This is a genomic window from Paenibacillus sp. P4_A9, from assembly GCF_056402415.1.
The window spans coordinates 1-16,980 of the sequence record NZ_JBFUHL010000050.1; the positions used below are offsets into that span (position 1 = coordinate 1).

Annotated in this window: 20 protein-coding genes; all 20 read right to left on the reverse strand. The window is 47.5% G+C overall.

All coding sequences use genetic code 11. The features are described from left to right. Positions 1-191: 191 nt before the first annotated feature. The 20 genes from AC1DVJ_RS23585 to AC1DVJ_RS23680 all read right to left on the reverse strand — a co-directional run bounded on the left by AC1DVJ_RS23585 (position 192) and on the right by AC1DVJ_RS23680 (position 16,980). A complete protein-coding gene (locus AC1DVJ_RS23585) occupies positions 192-680 on the reverse strand; it encodes an SRPBCC family protein (protein WP_477593907.1) in 489 nt (162 codons plus the stop codon). A 57-nt stretch (positions 681-737) separates the two neighbouring features. Beyond that, complete coding sequence (locus AC1DVJ_RS23590) at positions 738-1,247, reverse strand: N-acetyltransferase family protein (RefSeq protein ID WP_477593909.1); 510 nt, start codon at positions 1,245-1,247, stop codon at positions 738-740. A 37-nt stretch (positions 1,248-1,284) separates the two neighbouring features. Next, complete coding sequence (locus AC1DVJ_RS23595; protein WP_477593982.1) at positions 1,285-2,430, reverse strand: MFS transporter; 1,146 nt, start codon at positions 2,428-2,430, stop codon at positions 1,285-1,287. A 54-nt stretch (positions 2,431-2,484) separates the two neighbouring features. Then, complete coding sequence (locus AC1DVJ_RS23600) at positions 2,485-3,303, reverse strand: class I SAM-dependent methyltransferase (RefSeq protein WP_477593911.1); 819 nt, start codon at positions 3,301-3,303, stop codon at positions 2,485-2,487. 66 nt (positions 3,304-3,369) lie between these two features. After that, positions 3,370-3,666 carry a hypothetical protein gene (locus AC1DVJ_RS23605; protein WP_477593913.1) on the reverse strand — a complete coding sequence of 99 codons (297 nt, stop codon included), beginning with the start codon at positions 3,664-3,666 and terminating at the stop codon, positions 3,370-3,372. After that, a complete protein-coding gene (locus tag AC1DVJ_RS23610) occupies positions 3,635-4,249 on the reverse strand; it encodes a DUF3990 domain-containing protein (RefSeq protein ID WP_477593915.1) in 615 nt (204 codons plus the stop codon). The genes AC1DVJ_RS23605 and AC1DVJ_RS23610 overlap by 32 nt, the downstream gene beginning before the upstream one ends. A gap of 38 nt (positions 4,250-4,287) precedes the next feature. Next, entirely contained in the window at positions 4,288-5,271 is a 984-nt protein-coding gene (locus tag AC1DVJ_RS23615) for an aldo/keto reductase (protein ID WP_477593917.1), read from the reverse strand. 147 nt (positions 5,272-5,418) lie between these two features. Beyond that, the gene (locus tag AC1DVJ_RS23620; RefSeq protein ID WP_477593984.1) at positions 5,419-5,802 is read right to left on the reverse strand and encodes a GIY-YIG nuclease family protein; all 384 of its coding nucleotides are present in this window, start codon (positions 5,800-5,802) and stop codon (positions 5,419-5,421) included. Between the two features lie 5 nt (positions 5,803-5,807). Then, complete coding sequence (locus AC1DVJ_RS23625; RefSeq protein WP_477593919.1) at positions 5,808-6,290, reverse strand: DUF6530 family protein; 483 nt, start codon at positions 6,288-6,290, stop codon at positions 5,808-5,810. 291 nt (positions 6,291-6,581) lie between these two features. Next, a complete protein-coding gene (locus tag AC1DVJ_RS23630; RefSeq protein ID WP_477593921.1) occupies positions 6,582-7,139 on the reverse strand; it encodes a DEAD/DEAH box helicase family protein in 558 nt (185 codons plus the stop codon). Positions 7,140-7,650: 511 nt separating this feature from the next. Then, a complete protein-coding gene (locus tag AC1DVJ_RS23635) occupies positions 7,651-7,911 on the reverse strand; it encodes a hypothetical protein (protein ID WP_477593923.1) in 261 nt (86 codons plus the stop codon). Beyond that, positions 7,908-8,300, reverse strand: coding sequence for a DUF1871 family protein (locus tag AC1DVJ_RS23640; protein ID WP_477593926.1), 393 nt, complete (start codon positions 8,298-8,300; stop codon positions 7,908-7,910). The genes AC1DVJ_RS23635 and AC1DVJ_RS23640 overlap by 4 nt, the downstream gene beginning before the upstream one ends. 121 nt (positions 8,301-8,421) lie before the next feature. Continuing rightward, a complete protein-coding gene (locus tag AC1DVJ_RS23645) occupies positions 8,422-8,850 on the reverse strand; it encodes an HIT family protein (RefSeq protein WP_477593928.1) in 429 nt (142 codons plus the stop codon). 144 nt (positions 8,851-8,994) lie between these two features. Next, on the reverse strand, positions 8,995-9,849 hold the full coding sequence (locus tag AC1DVJ_RS23650) for a 3-hydroxybutyryl-CoA dehydrogenase (RefSeq protein WP_477593930.1): 855 nt from the start codon (positions 9,847-9,849) through the stop codon (positions 8,995-8,997). A 66-nt stretch (positions 9,850-9,915) separates the two neighbouring features. Further along, positions 9,916-11,082 carry an acetyl-CoA C-acetyltransferase gene (locus tag AC1DVJ_RS23655; RefSeq protein ID WP_477593932.1) on the reverse strand — a complete coding sequence of 389 codons (1,167 nt, stop codon included), beginning with the start codon at positions 11,080-11,082 and terminating at the stop codon, positions 9,916-9,918. Positions 11,083-11,111: 29 nt separating this feature from the next. Beyond that, positions 11,112-12,257 carry an acyl-CoA dehydrogenase family protein gene (locus AC1DVJ_RS23660; protein WP_477593934.1) on the reverse strand — a complete coding sequence of 382 codons (1,146 nt, stop codon included), beginning with the start codon at positions 12,255-12,257 and terminating at the stop codon, positions 11,112-11,114. 28 nt (positions 12,258-12,285) lie between these two features. Further along, positions 12,286-13,194, reverse strand: coding sequence for a methylisocitrate lyase (gene prpB / locus AC1DVJ_RS23665; RefSeq protein ID WP_477593936.1), 909 nt, complete (start codon positions 13,192-13,194; stop codon positions 12,286-12,288). Between the two features lie 38 nt (positions 13,195-13,232). Then, positions 13,233-14,681, reverse strand: a complete 1,449-nt coding sequence (locus tag AC1DVJ_RS23670; RefSeq protein WP_477593938.1) for a bifunctional 2-methylcitrate dehydratase/aconitate hydratase — start codon at positions 14,679-14,681, stop codon at positions 13,233-13,235. Then, a complete protein-coding gene (mmgD, locus tag AC1DVJ_RS23675; protein ID WP_477593940.1) occupies positions 14,678-15,829 on the reverse strand; it encodes a citrate synthase in 1,152 nt (383 codons plus the stop codon). Before mmgD ends, AC1DVJ_RS23670 begins: the two co-directional genes overlap by 4 nt. A gap of 17 nt (positions 15,830-15,846) precedes the next feature. Continuing rightward, complete coding sequence (locus tag AC1DVJ_RS23680) at positions 15,847-16,980, reverse strand: acyl-CoA dehydrogenase family protein (protein ID WP_477593942.1); 1,134 nt, start codon at positions 16,978-16,980, stop codon at positions 15,847-15,849.

The window sequence follows — 16,980 nt, forward strand, 5'->3', positions numbered from 1 at the left end:
TCGAGCCAGGCTCCAATCGCATTCGTACCTATCGACTAGAACCCAAGTCAACGTAGCGGTTTTAGATAACATTACAGGATAACGCTATTCGACACCAATCCGGCGCCCCTTCAACGATGAGCGACCGCATTCTACGCGGCAATTAATGACACAATGTTCTTGTTATCCGAAAGCTCCTGCTCTCTTCCCAACTACTTAATTCTCTCCAACAGCTCCGCTAAGCGCTCATAGGAATCCTGCATCMCTTGCTCCATACCGGAGTGCAGCATGCCATCACGATCAGCGACCGATTGGAACACAGATTCCATCACCAGCTTGGTCTGACCGCCTTCTAGTTCTTCAAATCTAGCCGTTTCAAGGATAACATGTCCCTTCTCTGGGAGTCCTTCAAACTCAAAGGTTTGAATAATCCGCTCAGGTGCAGTAACTTCATGATATACGCCGCGAAACGCGTACTCGTTCCCGTTGCTATCCCTATGGATATAACGCCAGCTGCCGCCATTCCTCGGTTCAAATGTTTCCAACTGTATCGTCAGCGCACGAGGTCCAAGCCATTCTACGATAAGCTTCGCATCCGTAAACGCTTTAAACACCAGTTCTCGTGGAGCATCGAACACGCGTGTCATACAAATCTGCTGACCTCCAGGTTCATAGGTAAGAATCGCTTCATTTTTGATCATAACCTAGCACTTCCTTTCATCCAATTACTTGTCTATTATCATAATCGAATTCAGCTATTAATCCAACGCCAAGACCATAAATTCCTCATCCCAGAAGGTACCATTCACATACATCGATTGCGGCTCAACCCCAAAGGTTTTAAAACCAAGCGAATGATAGAGCTTCTTCGATGCGACATTCGTCACGCCAGTTGTCAATAGAATCAACCGAAGACCCTCTAATTGCTCTGCGCGATGGATAATCGATTGCATGATTTGCTTCGCAATACCTTGTTTCCGGTAGGCTTCTGTGACATAAACTCCCCATATCGAACCCTTATGCTTCAGTTTCAACGTCTTTTCTCTTCGGAATCCAGCAACACCAACAAGCCCATCCTCCTGATGAAAAGCACCAATAATGAACTGATCTTCGCTCGCCCCAATGCGTTCTTGTACGCCCTCAGCAGTCACCATGATAGACTCTTCATAGGAAGCCGAGAACGCTTCGGGATGCGTGAGCAGCCCCTCCAATCGTAATTTCCAGAATTCATCAGCATCAGCCTTCGTTACCTGTCGAAGCGTAATCATGACATCCCCCTCCTCCAAATGCATCAAGTTAAAAAGTTTAAGTGCCTAGTTCATGCTGCTTCCTCCGGAAAAAAATAACAGCTCCAAACACAATCACACACGCCATAGATACCCAGGAACTATAGAGGAAAACTTGTCTCATGCCATAGGCTGCGCTCATGATTCCACCCAAGAAGCTGCCGATAATGCGAGCGGCCCCAAGGCTAAGTAAGCCGTTGAGGGTTTGCCCGCTTGCCTTCCATTCAGCTGGTACTTCGCGGTTGATAATTGTGGCAATCGTAACAGATAGTACAATAAAGATGAGTCCATGCAATACTTGTACGGGTAGTATCCAGTGCGCTACTTCAATCTGAGAGAATAAAAACCACCGCAAGGATGACGCCAAGGCTGCCACAAGCAAAATGATTGAGATCGGGATTCGCTTAAATATTTGTGCCGAAAATAAGAGAAAAGGAAGCTCACTCATGGACGATATGGTCATCGACCAGCCTAACATAACACTATCTCCACCCATTTCCTTAAAGTAGATTGGGAAAAAGGCGTAATAATAGCCTAGCGTGATTTGTATGACGAAATTTATGCTTAGATAAAACATCAATTTACCGTTTTTGAAAAGCTCACGGAATTTTCGCCCCATGACATGTGCCGGGCGCCCAGCCGCAGCTGGAAACCGCCATAGACATAGCAATGCGGCAACCATTGTACACGCATACACGGGGAACATCGAGCCTATGTAGGATTTAGCAATGAACCCAAAAAGGAGTGACATCACGGCAAAGCCTATCGTTCCTCCTAAGCGGATCCAGCCAAAGCTCCATGTGGGATGTCGATCTAATTCCTCCAAGGTAATCGCATCGCTAAGAGCGAAAATGGAGGTCTGAAAAAAGGTGAAGATGCAAATAAGCACAAGAATAAAGCTGAATTGATGTGAAAGCGGAAAAAATAAAATCGAAATACCGCTTCCGATGATTAATACTCGCAGGACTTGGTTCTTCGTTTTGGCACGGTCCCCGAAAGCCCCCCATACTGGTTGACCAATCATGGCAATCAAAGGTCCTAGACTAAGTAAAATCCCGATCTCCTCTTGCGAGAATTTCGCATTGTTGAGATAAACCGGCATGAAAGTGCCATAGACCGCGTTTCCCATGTAAATGACAACATAAAATAATAGAAATGGTATCAGCTTCGTAGATGTTCCCTTCTTTCCCTCTCCGTCATATTGCTCATGTTTTACGAACTAAACAATGCCTATCCGCATGCGGTATCCAAATAATATCGACCGTTCTTCGCCAGCGAACGCTTTCGCCACAAGCTGGCGAAATGCTGCCACCTCTGCATCAAGCTCTTTCGCACCCAGCTTTAGCGCGGTTTGTAAGCTGCCCTGACTTAACGCGAGGTTGGCATAGCGAGAAGCATCGCAAGTCTCCCAATTATGAAATACAATTTCTCTCGCATATCGGAATAAACCAGATGATTGGATTTGCTGCAAATGCGCTTCCTTATCCCATTTGTGCGCTTGCTCGTGCTTTGGCGCTAGCTCTACAGCTCTTTGATCACCTAACGATGTAAGCTTCATATACTGCTGTTCGATTTCCCCATCAATGACAGGCGGCCAATCGCAATCATAGGCGGCAAACACGCCGCCAGGACGAAGCACACGAGCGAATTCACGCAATGTGCTTTGCGGCTCCATCCAGTGAAATGATTGTGAACACGTCACAATGTCCGCCGAATCAGACGGAAGCTCCAGCTCATGAGACAACCCTTTCACGAATTGAAGGGATTCAGGCTTGTTCATTGCTTCCCATTTGGCTAGGGCAACAGCGCGCATATCATCACTCGGCTCAACGCCGATGATCCGCTCTGCGTCATTCAACCATAAGAACGAAGAAAGGCCTGTGCCGCAGCCTACATCGACAACAGTTTGCGGCTTACTACCCAAATAGGCTGTCAATATTTTGATTAATTCCTGCGGCGCTGTCGGCCGGCTTTCATCGTACAAGGCACCAAACCCGGTAAAGCGCTGTACATTGCTCGTGCGAATATGTTCGATCATACGTTCCCCTCCCCTGTGTGGTCGCAAAAAAAGCTCAACCATAGGATGAGCTTCTAATCCGATTATTTAATGAACATTCACGTGCAATCGTCCCTCTAGGTGAAGAATGCCTTTATCCTGAACGGCTTCCTTCGCAATCACATTAATCCTGTTCAGCCAATCTTCCGGCTTACAATTGATGGTTGTGGCTTGAACTAATCGCTCCGCATGATCATAACAGGTGTCATAGCCACCCAATTTACGAATGACTTCCACATAATCGACAACAAGCTTCCGAGCACCTTGCGGGGTGTAACCGAAATTCTGAACAAGTGAATCAACGATTCCGCGTTCATACAGATTCAGCCGAACTTGTGTTTTCATAGTAGATCCACCTGCCTCCCGTAAAAATGTTATAACCAACAAAACGTAATGAAGCTTCCCACTTTTCAGAGGAAAAAGCCACTTGATTTCCAAGACGTAACGCATCTAATTTCCGACCGCGTGTGGTGCGTAAAATTTGATCATAAAACCAATGTACATCTCTATTTAATTGTACTGCTTCTTCAATAATTCGTCCAGTATCTCCATCTGCCATAGGACCAATAATAATATCTGGATGCTTGTGACATGGATCCGCTTCGCCCTTTTTCATAACACTGCGATGCCCCATCACAAATTCAGCCCAGGCCAAGGAATCACTTAGAAAAATAAGAGGCTCCATCTTCGCTGGAATGGCTATGAGCTCAATTTCAAGCACACAAGGAAGTTCGTGCCCCGTGATCGAACGTGCCGAAGCTTTACGTGCCCAATTCCGCGCCTGCGCGGCTGAAATCGTCGTATAAAATCCTTCGCCGAAATCGCGGCCTGGTCGCCAATATCTGCTATCCAATAATTTATCTTGAAAAAGGTTGACGAGATTGTTCGTCGTCCCATGATATAAACGCTGTGGTGTTATTATATCCATTTCGCTTCCCCCTGAAACCTTTTCCCCTTCTAAATAGGCTAGTAAGCACCACGAATATGCTCTTGTATCTGAGTTGTGTAAAAGCTTTGCAGACGAGCTTGCTCTTCCGAACTAAAAGTCGGTACTTCAAGCGTTCCCAGATTATCTTCAATCTGCTTGACGTTCTTAAATCCAGGGATAATACAGGTAATGTTCGGATTTTCCAAAATCCAACGCATCGCTGCACGTGCCAAGTTGCCACGACCTTCGCCGATCCAAGCAAGTTCCTTCGCGAGCTCAACACCTTTGGTAAATGGCAAGCCTGCGAATGTTTCACCCACATTAAACTGGTCGCCATTGGCATTGAAATTCCGGTGATCATCTGCAGCAAATGTGCTGGCAGCCGTGAATTTCCCGGTTAATAGTCCGCTTGCAAGCGGAAGCCGAACAAGGATGCCAACGCCTGCAGCGTTCGCTTGCGGGAATAGCACTTCAGCAGGCTTTTGACGGAACAAGTTAAAGATCACTTGCAAGGCTTTAACACCAGGAACAGTGAGACAGAACAAGCCTTCTTCCACCGTTTCTACACTCACACCGTAATGTCGAATTTTGCCCTCGGACTTCAATTTCTCAAGCACCTCGAAGACGGAACCATCTTTCAAAATCGCAAGCGGTGGACAATGAATTTGGTAGAGGTCGATTCGTTCACGATTCAATCGTTTTAAGCTATTTTCAGCAAATTGACGAACAGCTTTCTCCGAATACGTAGCGAGATCATGGATATCACCTGAACGGCAAAACTTCGTCGCGATATGTACCTCATCTTCTTTACCCTTCGTTGCTTTCGCGAGAAGCTCTTCCGCATGTCCTGAGCCATACACATCAGCCGTATCAAAAAAATTAACACCTTCATCCATCGCACGGTGCAATCCTCTAATGGATTCATCGTCATTCGCTTCTCCCCAGCCACCACCAATGGCCCAAGTTCCGAAGCTCACCTCACTAATTCGAAGCTCTGTATCTCCAAGTTGACGGTATTTCATCTCTTCACTCCTTCTATGTAGGTCTCAATAAGTTACTTCCAAAGATTTCATCTCTCACCACTTCGCCATAGGTTCAGAGGAAACCTGCCTATTTATGCAAAAAAAAGGGATCCGCTTAAGACGGAACCCCTGTTAGATGGATAAAGATTAACGCTTACGTTTGTTATAGCCCTTCTCGTCATACGGCTCTAACTTCTCTAGCCATAAATCAAGCAGCGCATCCACTTCGGCTCGATAGCTTTTCAGGTCTGCAGCATCCAACATGATTTCATCCCGTGGCTCAATGCGATCCAACACTTCAAATACGAAGCTATCGCCTCCGAACGTCGACCAATCCTTCTGAAGCTCATTAAAGGTATTGGTATTCATCTGCTTACAAAACTCAAGCCTATTCTTCATCCCATCTAGATCCATGCTGCCATTTACAAATATTTTTTCATTCTTAGTATTTCGAATTTGATATACACCCATGGCACGAAAGGTTTGCTTATAGTTGGTGGCAAGCTCCTTTTTCTTCTGCTTGTCTAGCATGCTAATCAATACCCCATTTCTTTTAAAATCCTCGAAAGCGTGCGTAAACGTTCACCAATCAACTCTCCGTCATCACTTAACGCTTGGCTGAAGAGCTTGATATCTTCGTTAATTTTCTCATTATCCGTACAAACACCAACCGTCATGGCATCCCCCTGCAGCCCGATTCTGTCGATAACAGGATTCTCAGGATTATATGAATTCTCATAGCGATAAGCATCCTCTTGGAAATGCAGCTTCGTCCGGCACACAAGGATAGCCAGATCTAACACACGGTGCAAAGGCAGCTCCTCAGATTGACGAGACCATTTCTCCCCGGTATAACGCCATACTTTCGCAGAAATATCAACCTTGCCTCTGTCATTCCACTGCGCTAGGCCTAACGAAAGACCTTGAGTATCGGTGTTTTGCGTATATCTACCGTCAATATTGGCATAATTCTCAGCTACGATGACAGGTTTATGTTTGAGTGTTGTAGGTATTTTCATTGTGATTCCTCCTTGGGTACATTRCATAATTTTTATTTAGTAATTTAGTAATTTACTAAATTACTAACCAGTGAAATGAGTATACCTCAGCTTCTTTTTCAAGTCAATGGACGCATCATCCTGCCAGCCCAATCTTGCTTACCACCTATGTGTATGCGTATAAGCAAATTTGGAAATAATGAATAGACGCGAACGGCGTTGCCTATACAGAAAAACTCCTGCTTTAGCGCCTTTATGGCACTGTTTGCGGGAGTTTTTCCTACTCTATTTATATTCTTTTCGTGAAGGGATTCAGAGTTCAAACTTTTCCTTGATCATCGCGGCTACATCCTCTGGACTTACACCTGCATTGTTGATTCGGATATAATTCTCCTTAGTAATTTCTCCTTCGAGTGAGTTTAATCGATGCTTCTCCATACTTGTGAGTAAATTCTGTTCTGATTGCACGAGATCACGTTTGGTAGGCTTATGTTCAAGTCTATGGGGAGTTTTATTCCTTTCAATTCGTTCATCTACTGGCGCTTCAAGTTCAACGAAATAGACCTCGCCACCATTGGATTCGAAAATCGAGATGATTTTTTGCACAAAATCCCAATCGGTCTGCACGTCCAGAGCCCATACGTACGTGAAAATTAAACCATGAAGCTCACTTCTCGCAACAGCCTCGAAAATCTCAAACCGAAATAAATCTACTAACCGCCAAGTTTCTGCGGAATACCCGAAAAAAGGATGAACAAKATCAATTGTCATATGGTTATGGAAGAGTTTCAACTCGGTAATTTTTTCAAGTTCGTGGCCCACTGTCATTTTCCCTACAGCTTGCGGACCGAATACGAGCACAAATTTCATGTCAGCACCTCACTAGGATTCATTCCTCATTACTTAATTTTATCATGCACACAGCCCATTTATTTGGATAAAATATGTAGTATTCATTTTTTCCTAGTTGGCCAGCAACAAGACTTCATTGGCATCAAATCATCACCACATCACTGCTGTTAACTTTAGCTCTTTGACGGGAGTTGCTTTAGTCAGATTTATCCGAATTAAAACGAGGATTTCTTTTAAAAAGAACCAATAGTCGGATTCTGCCGAACTATCTACCCATTTTCAATGGGTTAGGATTGTTTAGACCGGTTTAGTTGGGCTAATTAGGACTAATTAAGATTTATTGAAGCTGACAGTGAGATTAATTCGATAATTTCGGACTAATCGGTGCCGAAGGGGGGAGTAATCCGACATGAGTTATTTGAAAATACCGAAAAAACCTGGTTTGATCGACTAACCTCACTCCTTCCACCATTGCCACGCACTATCGCCAGAACAAAAAAAAATACGGCCGCCACAAGGCAGCCGCAACTTAATTATACGTAATTTTCAAGCCCAATTCTGCGGCACGCAAAAGCGCTGCGTCTGAGAATTTCGGCTTTTTGTATTTAACTTCGAACTCTTCCTTCGTCAGCGGCGTCCAGTTAAAATCACGGTTCTGATACACCCATGTTTTCGTACCCCAGTCCACATGAATGGTACGGCTTGCTACCTTTTTCACAACACCAATTTCAAGAATGACACCTGTTTTGCCAAAAAACTTGGCACAGTATTTCCCAACCATTTCACTCACGATTCTTCCTCATTTCCATTAGTCAGATCACCCAGGATAGCAATTGCGATTTCAAATGTCACATCTTCAGACTGAAATTCATCCAGAAAGGATTTTTTGAAAATTCGTTGGATTGCTTGTCCTAAACCAGCAACGCTTATGTCATCCATATTTTTTATTATATAAATGGCTACGCTGCGAGCCTCACCATCATATTCGTCTTCAAGACTTCCACTCTCAAGCAGTTGAATTGGATCCCACTGATCCAGATGATACTTTACTACGCCAATGACGGGTGAAGGATCAAACGGTAAAGACGTCAAGTACTTATCTTCTTTCCTAATTTCATTCTGTATACGCCAGAGCAAATAATTCATCTTGGTCTCACTCGATACGGCTCGAAATTTCACTGAGATTGCCTCCTTTGTTGAACACAGCTTKATCTGCTTGTCCTAGTAAATCGGATCAATCCGCTGCAGTGTCGCCTTTAGCAGTTTATCATGTTGTTAACGCAATGCCAACTTTCTAAGATTAATCACATATATTATTAATGTCATTAATCATTCGTAATCTAGTATCTGCCAACCTATTTCGATTATCATTCCGATCTTCAGGCTCCAACCAACCAAAGYCATCCCCGACATATCTCGGGAAAACATGTACGTGTACATGGCCCAAATCATTGAATGCACCGCCATTCTGAAGAATCGTGATACCGTCAGGTTGATAGATTTTTTTAATCAAACGAGACATTTTCATTGAAGCCTTAAGTATAGCTATTGACGCCTCTTCACCCATCTCCTCAATTTCAGCAGCATGTCGCTTTGGAAGTATAAGAACATGTCCTTCATTCAACGGCGCAATATCTAAGATAACAGTTAACCACTCATTCTCATAAACCACATGGGCCTCTACTTGTCCGTTCGCTAATTGGCACCCTAAGCAAGCATGTTCCGTCATACACATTCATCCTTCCTAGTCACAAGTTACTTCGCATTCACTCCTTACCTATTCCATTACATGCCTAAAATTACCTTCCAAAACAAAAAACAGTCCCTCATCTGAGTGACTGCCCATCCCAATTTACCTATCACATACCAGCGATCATCTTGGATACACATAAAAACCTTGCCCTGACTTACGTCCGAGTCGTCCCGCCTTCACATATTTCCGGAGCAGCGGACAGGGTCGATATTTCGAATCCTTGAAACCCTCATAGAGAATTTCCATGATCGATAAACAGGTGTCCAAGCCAATTAAATCTGCTAGCTCAAGCGGGCCCATAGGGTGGTTCATACCGAGCTTCATCACCGTATCTACCGCTTCAACCGTTGCTACACCTTCATATACCGTAAAAACGGCTTCGTTAATCATCGGCATGAGAATGCGATTCGAAACGAACCCGGGGAAATCCTGCACCTCAACAGGTGTTTTGCCAAGCTCCTTACTGAGTTCATAGATCGCATCAAATACGCTCTGTGACGTTTCAAGGCCACGAATAATTTCAATAAGCGGCATCACGGGAACTGGATTCATGAAATGCATCCCGATGACCTGCGAGGGGCGAGCGGTCGCAGCAGCAATCTCGGTAATCGGCAGAGAAGACGTATTCGTTGCTAATATCACATTAGGCGGACAGATCCCGTCCAACTTCTGAAAAAGCACCGTTTTCCAAGCCATATTCTCAGATATCGCCTCGATCACGAGATCAACATGCGCAGCCTCATCAATTTCTACCGTTGGCTGAATCCTGCTAAGAATCTCTGCGCTCGCTTCCTCCGTCAACCGTCCTTTCGCTACACTCCGATCTAAAAGTTTGCGGATGTTCAACATGCCCTTGTCGATCAAAGGCATTGATAGATCGTGCCAAAGCACCCTTCGGCCAGCAGATGCAGCCACTTGAGCAATTCCACTCCCCATCTGCCCTGCCCCTACTACCATGATGGTTTGTATAGACATCGTTCATCGCTCCTACTGCTTCATTGAAACAACTGGGATTCATCCATCTTGCTTCCGTATTAGCGGTTACTCCACACGAAGCAGGATCGCATCGCCCTGCGCCGTTCCACTGCATATCGCTGCAATCCCGTAACCACCGCCAATTCTACGAAGCTCATGAATTAAAGTGAGAATAATCCGCGTGCCGCTCGCACCAATCGGATGGCCGAGCGCAATCGCGCCGCCGTTGACATTGATGCGTTGCACGTCCCACCCCAGCATACGCTCGGTCGTGAGTACGACAGCGGCAAAAGCTTCATTCACCTCGAATCGATCGATTTGATTCAGTGTCATTCCCGTTTGCAGCAGCAGCTTCCGTATCGACAAAGCTGGTGCCGTCGCAATATAAGGCGCACGCTCACCAACACTGGCGTGGCCAATAATCGTAGCGAGCGGCTCTACACCCTGATCTAAGGCAGCTTCCCTAGCCATAACAACCAAAGCAGCTGCGCCATCATTCACGCCAGGCGCATTCCCCGCTGTAATGCTGCCTTGCTTATCGAATACCGGTACTAATGCGGCTAGCTTAGCCAAATTCGTATCTGCACGCGGTCCCTCATCGCGTTCAATCACGTTCGTACCGACCTGGACAGGTACAATTTCCTCTGCAAAATAGCCTTTGGACATCGCTTGTAACGCTAGTTGATGACTGCGCAAAGCCCACTCGTCCTGCTCCTGTCGTCCTATATTGAACTCAGCAGCAACACGACTGCCATGGACCACCATATGCACACGTTCGAAGGGACAGGTGAGACCATCATGAATCATAAGATCGATAAGTCGTTGTTCGCCCATTCGTGCACCCCAACGCGCGTGCGTCGCCAGATACGGTGCAGAGCTCATGCTCTCCATCCCGCCGGCCACGAGTGTCGAAGCATCCCCTGCGCGGATAATTTGGTCCGCCATGGTCACACTTCGAAGACCAGAGGCGCATACTTTGTTGATCGTCTCTGATGTCACATTCCAATCCAGTCCCGCCTTACGCGCCGCCTGACGGGAAGGGATTTGTCCCGCACCTCCTTGCAGCACCATGCCCATGATGACTTCATCGATCGATGAAGGATCCAGAGAAGCGCGTCGTATGGCTTCCTTGATGACGTTTCCGCCCAACTCGACAGCCGGAACATCCTTCAGCGCGCCACCGAACTTACCGAATGGGGTTCTAGCACCGCCAACAATGACACTTTCTCGCATACACCTCGCCCTCCAGTCTTACGCTTACACTACACCTTTGAGAAACGAGCAATCGCTCTCCGCTGCTCATCCATTGTTGCTTCAACCATTTGGAGCATTTTCGCATCGCGCATATACCGTTCAACTGGAAATTCTTTCGTATACCCATAGCCGCCAAAGATTTGAACAGCTTCAATGGCTACCGCCATCACCGTATCCCCAGCGAACAGGTTCGCATATGCCCCTCCTTCTCCACTCTCCATGCCTTGACTCTCTCGCCATGCAGCTTGATACGTGAGTAGCCTGGCTGCTTCGATTTGCGTTGCCATATTGGCAAGCTTAAAGGCGATGGCCTGCTGCTGCGCAATCGGCTTACCGAACTGCTTGCGAGTCTTCGCATAGGCAATACCCTCATCCATGGCTGCTTGCGCAAGCCCTACCGAAAGTGCTGCGACACCACTGCGAGCACTCCCCAGCGTTCGCAAAGCAATCCGATGCCCGTCGCCCTCCTCGCCAAGACGATTTGCCACTGGAATACGGCAGTCCACTAATTCAATTGACATGCTTGGTGAGCCACGCGTTCCGAGTTTTCTTTCCTTTTTGCCTAAAATGAACCCAGGTGTGCCTTTCTCGATAATAAAAGCATTACTCAAGTGCGCCGCAGAATCCTCATCCGTCGATGCGAACACCACAAACACATCCGCTTCACCCGCATTAGTCACGAAAAACTTTGTGCCCTGAAGCACGTATTCTTCTCCGTCCCGAAGCGCTCTCGTACGCAGCTCTACGCCAGAAGAACTCGCCATGCTTTCCATTTCTGCCCCTGCATATGCCCCGAGCTTTCGTCCCTCTCCCATCGGACCAAGGTATACCTTCTTCTGCGCCTCGGTACCAAACATCGAAATAGCCGCAACTGCCAACGCACTATGCACAAAAAGTGCATATCCCGTCGAAGCACAGGCACGTGCTAACTCCTCCAAAACCAAGCAATTTGTTAATCTATCCGAACCAAGTCCGCCATATGCCTCAGGCACTAGAATCCCTGTTAAGCCCAGTTCCCCCATGGTCTCGAATAACGAGCGATCAAACCGCTCCTCTTCATCACGCAGCGCCGCCGTCGGCGCAACCTCCCCTGTAGCAAAATCTCGGACCATGCTGCGAATCATTTCCAATTCCTCTGAAAGGCTATAGTCCATGTGGAGCCCTCCCTCATGCCGCATGCACCTAACTCTTATCCTCCCATGTTGATCGCGCAATAGAACCGTCTAAAGCTTCATAATCTTCATAACGAATCGCCTTATATAACTCGCTGCGTGTTTGCATCCCATCTAGCAATCCGGACTGCGTCCCTTTATGACGAATCTCCTCAAATACTCGCTCGTAAGCCTTAGCTGCAACACGCAGCGACGTAACTGGATAGAGAACCATGCGGAAGCCCCAGCTTTCAAATTGTGCTGCCGTAAAATAGGGTGTACGCCCAAACTCCGTCATATTTGCCAAAAGAGGTGCATCAACCTCCCTTCGGAAATGCTGAAAGTCCTCCTCATTCTCGAGTGCTTCAGGAAAAATTGCATCCGCCCCAGCAGCGATGTAGTGCTTTGCACGGGTAATGGCCTCAGCCATTCCTTCGACCCCTTTCGCATCTGTCCGAGCAACAATATACAACGTCGGACTCACGGCTTTGAGCGTGCGGATTTTTTGACACATTTCCTCCGTGGAAATGAGTTTTTTACCACTGAGATGTCCGCATTTCTTCGGCATATCTTGGTCCTCAATTTGTACAGCGGCGACCTTCGCCTCTACCATCTCCTTCGCTGTCCGCGCGACATTCAGGATGCCGCCATACCCCGTATCGATATCGACCAATAACGGAAGTCCTGTTGCTCGAACGAGATCCCTAGCTCGCTCTGCTACCTCGTTGGAGTAAATAAGTCCCAAATCTGGTAACCCTCTGCTGGCCGTATAAGCGGCACCCGATAAGTAAAGAGCTTGAAACCCAGCCTGCTTTGCGATTCTTGCTGCCATCCCATCATGGGTACCGACAATCTGGAGAATAGGTCCCGCTTCGACTAGACGCCGCCATTCCGCAGCTAATTGACCTTGACTCGGCTCCTCCTCAATCAGCCATGACATCGTTGACCTCCTACTCATACAGCCGATCTGCAGACAAATTAAATCACGAATAGCGACATATACGCAGGTACGGTTGTCTGAATCAGCTTCTCGTAATCGAGCGATAGCTTCATGATTTCCTCCGTCTGTTTCCGCGGAAAACGCGTTTGCACATTCGCTTTAAACTTATCGATCACCTTCGGCAGCCCCTCAGCACGCCGCCTGCGGTGTCCGATCGGGTATTCACAAACAATTTTCTCCGTAGATGTACCGTCCTTAAAGAAAATTTGAATGCTGTTCGCAATGGAACGCTTATCTGGATCTAAATAGTCCTTGCTGTATTGCTCGTTCTCGACGACCACCATACGCTCCCGAAGCGCATCAATGCGTGGGTCTGCAGCAATATCATCTTCGTAATGCTCGGCAGTTAATGTTCCGTATAGGAGCCCGATGGCAACCATGTACTGTAGGCAATGATCGCGATCTGCTGGATTATGCAGAGGACCTTTCTTATCGATAATCCGAAGCGCTGATTTGTGTGTAGTTAACATAATTTTAGTTATGTCAACTAAATGATCCTTGATATGCTCATGAAGGGTGAGCGCACACTCCACAGCTGTTTGGGCATGAAATTCCGCAGGAAATGAAATTTTGAATAAGATATGCTCCATGACATAGGAGCTAAGTGGTCTTGCAAGCGTTAGCGTTTTGCCTTCGAATAGAACATCCTGAAAGCCCCAATTCGGCGCAGTCAAAGCAGATGCATAGCCCATCTCCCCGCCAACAGCCATTAAGGCTAAGCGTACCGCTCTACTTGTTGCGTCACCCGCTGCCCATGATTTCCTAGAGCCTGTGTTCGGCGCATGCCGATACGTGCGTAAACTCGCTCCATCGATCCAAGCATTGGATACGGCGCTGCACACCTCCTCCTTCGTACCTCCCAGCATGACTGTCGCCACGGCAGTTGAGGCAATTTTCACCAGATGTACATGATCCAAGCCAACAGCATTCAAGCTGTTTTCCAGTGCGAGCACGCCTTGTATTTCATGGGCTTTAATCGCCATTGTTAAGACATCTTTCATCGTGAAAGGCGCTTGCCCGTCTGCGATTCGCCTTCGGCTCACATAGTCGGCAACGGCTAGGATACTGCCTAAATTATCGGATGGATGCCCCCATTCTGCGGCTAGCCACGTGTCATTATAATCGAGCCACCGAATCATACACCCTATATTGAAGGCCGCTTGAACGGGGTCTAGCTCATATCTAGTACCAGGTACACGAGCCCCGCCGATCACTTCTGCACCMGGAACAATTGGACCGAGATGTTTTGTACATGCAGGAAAACGCAGTGCAAGCAAGCCAGTTCCTAGGGAATCCAACAGGACATGCTGGGCAATCTGATACGCTTCCTCACTCTCAATCTGGGCATGCAAGGCGTAGTCAGCGATCTCTACAATTAGCGGGTCAAAAATCATCTCCCTCTGATTCGATTCTCTAGGCGTACTCATACGATCTCGTCCTCACTTTCTGATAGATTTGATCCCTGAGGCGGGTGTAAATCTCTCGCTCCAGTATAACGGACACGCGGCCTGAAGAGGCGATTGTTCGCATGCTGCTCCATCACATGTGCACTGATGCCCAGCGTTCGTGCAGCAAGGAAAACGGGCGTAAACAGCTCAATCGGAATACCAAGCAAGTAATAGACAGGCGCAGCATAGTAATCCAAATTGGGATGCAGCCCCTTCTCTGTCCTCATCACGTCTTCCCCGCGTACGCACATGTCGTACAGTTCCTGTTGATTGCATGCAGGTGCGAGCTGTGCTAAGGCTTCCTTCATCAGCAGTGCGCGCGGATCAGGTTTTCGCATATACACGCGATGCCCAAAGCCCATAATGCGCTCCTTCCTTGCAAGCTTTGAACGAATCAACGCTTCGAGATCATCTTCTGAACCCGCTTCAAGCAGCATGTGCATGACCGCTTCATTCGCACCACCGTGCAACGTACCTTTGAGTGACGCAACAGCGCCAACAAGAGCGCCATAGATATCAGACTGCGTTGAGGCAATTACGCGAGCCGCAAACGTCGAATTCGGCAGCTCATGTTCACTGTACACAATGAGAGATTGATCAAAAATCGCTTCCTCCATCGGAGACGGAATCGTTCCTGTAATCATGTACAGAAAGTTAGCCGTATAGGATAGCTTGGGATTAGGTTCAATGAGCGGCTGCGTCGTGAGTGCACGGTAGCCATAGGCAACAATTTGCGGCACTTTGGCCAGCAAGCGTATTGCTTTCCGACCATTAGCCTCAGGTGATCGATCATCAAGCTCATCATCAAAGCTAGCTAGCGCGGAAATACTCGTTCGCAGCACATCCATCATATCGGCTCGATCTGGCATCAAATGGAGCATCGCACGCACATTCGGCGGCAAACCGTAGACAGATTGGATCTGTGACTCAATGGCTTTGCGCCTTATTTCATTCGGCAGTTCACCTTCTAACAGTAGCCCAACGACATCCAAATAGGTCATTTGCTCCGCAAGCTCCATCAGATCATACCCACGAATAACGATTTCTTCCTTCTCCACATCTAGAAATGAAATACTGGTCTCACTGGCAATCACATGCTCAAGTCCAGGCAAATAGTGATCACTCATGTTTTCGCTCTCCCTTCCTACGAGCTTTCAGAAAGTAGCAAACGCGAAATCACAATACGCTGAATTTCATTCGTCCCTTCATAAATTTGCGTCACTTTGGCATCGCGCAGATAACGCTCCACCTTTGATTCCTTCAAGCACCCCCATACACCGCAGAGCTGGACAGCTCTCAAACATACTTTAACCGCCGTATCACTGGCAAAAAGCTTCGCTATGGCAGCCTGCTTCCCATACGAGAGCCCCTTGACTTTGCGCCAAGCGGCTTGATAGGTCAGCAGTCTCGCGGCCTCAATGTGCGTGGCCATCTCGGAAATATGAGCATCGAACTGATCACCGCTGCGCGAGCCGGACCCTGCTCCATAAGCAATGACAGCGTCCAAGGCTCCTTGGCCTATGCCCGTTGCTTGTGCGGCAATCCCGATCCGACCGCCATCTAAGCTTCGCATTGCGATGTGGAAGCCTTCGCCTTCAGGGCCCAGTCTGTTCTCCGCGGGCACCCTGCATGCCTCAAACCTCAGCTCCATCGTGGTGGATGAACGGATACCGAGCTTCTTTTCTTTGGTGCCGAAAATCAGCCCAGCTGTCCCTTTTTCCACGATAAAGGCCGTTGTGCCCCTTTGCTTGTTCTGCGCATCCGTTAAGGCGAAAACAATATACACCTCCGCCTCCCCGCCATTCGTAACGAATAGTTTAGATCCATTTAGTACGTACGCATCCCCCTCTTTCGTAGCGGTCGTTCGCATGGCTCCGGCATCTGAGCCGGATTCGCTCTCCGTCAGACAGTAGGCGCCAAGCTTTTTCCCTAGTGTCAATGGAAGTAAATAGGTCTGTTTCTGAGCCTCCGTACCAAACGTATGAATCGCCCAACTGGCTAACGACGTATGCACGGAAAGCATGACACCTGTTGAAGCACACACGCGCGAAAGCTCCTCAATCACCATCGCATAGGTTAGAAAGTCGGAACCCTGGCCGCCGTATGCTTTTGGCCAGGGTATCCCAGTCCATCCAAGCTMGCCTAAGCTGTCGAAAATCACACGATCAAACCGTTCAAGTTCATCCCTTTCCTCTGAAGTTGGCTCCATGTTCGCGAGCGCGAACTCTCGAACTTTCGTTCGAATATCTTGCTGATCTTGGGTATAAGAGAATTGCAT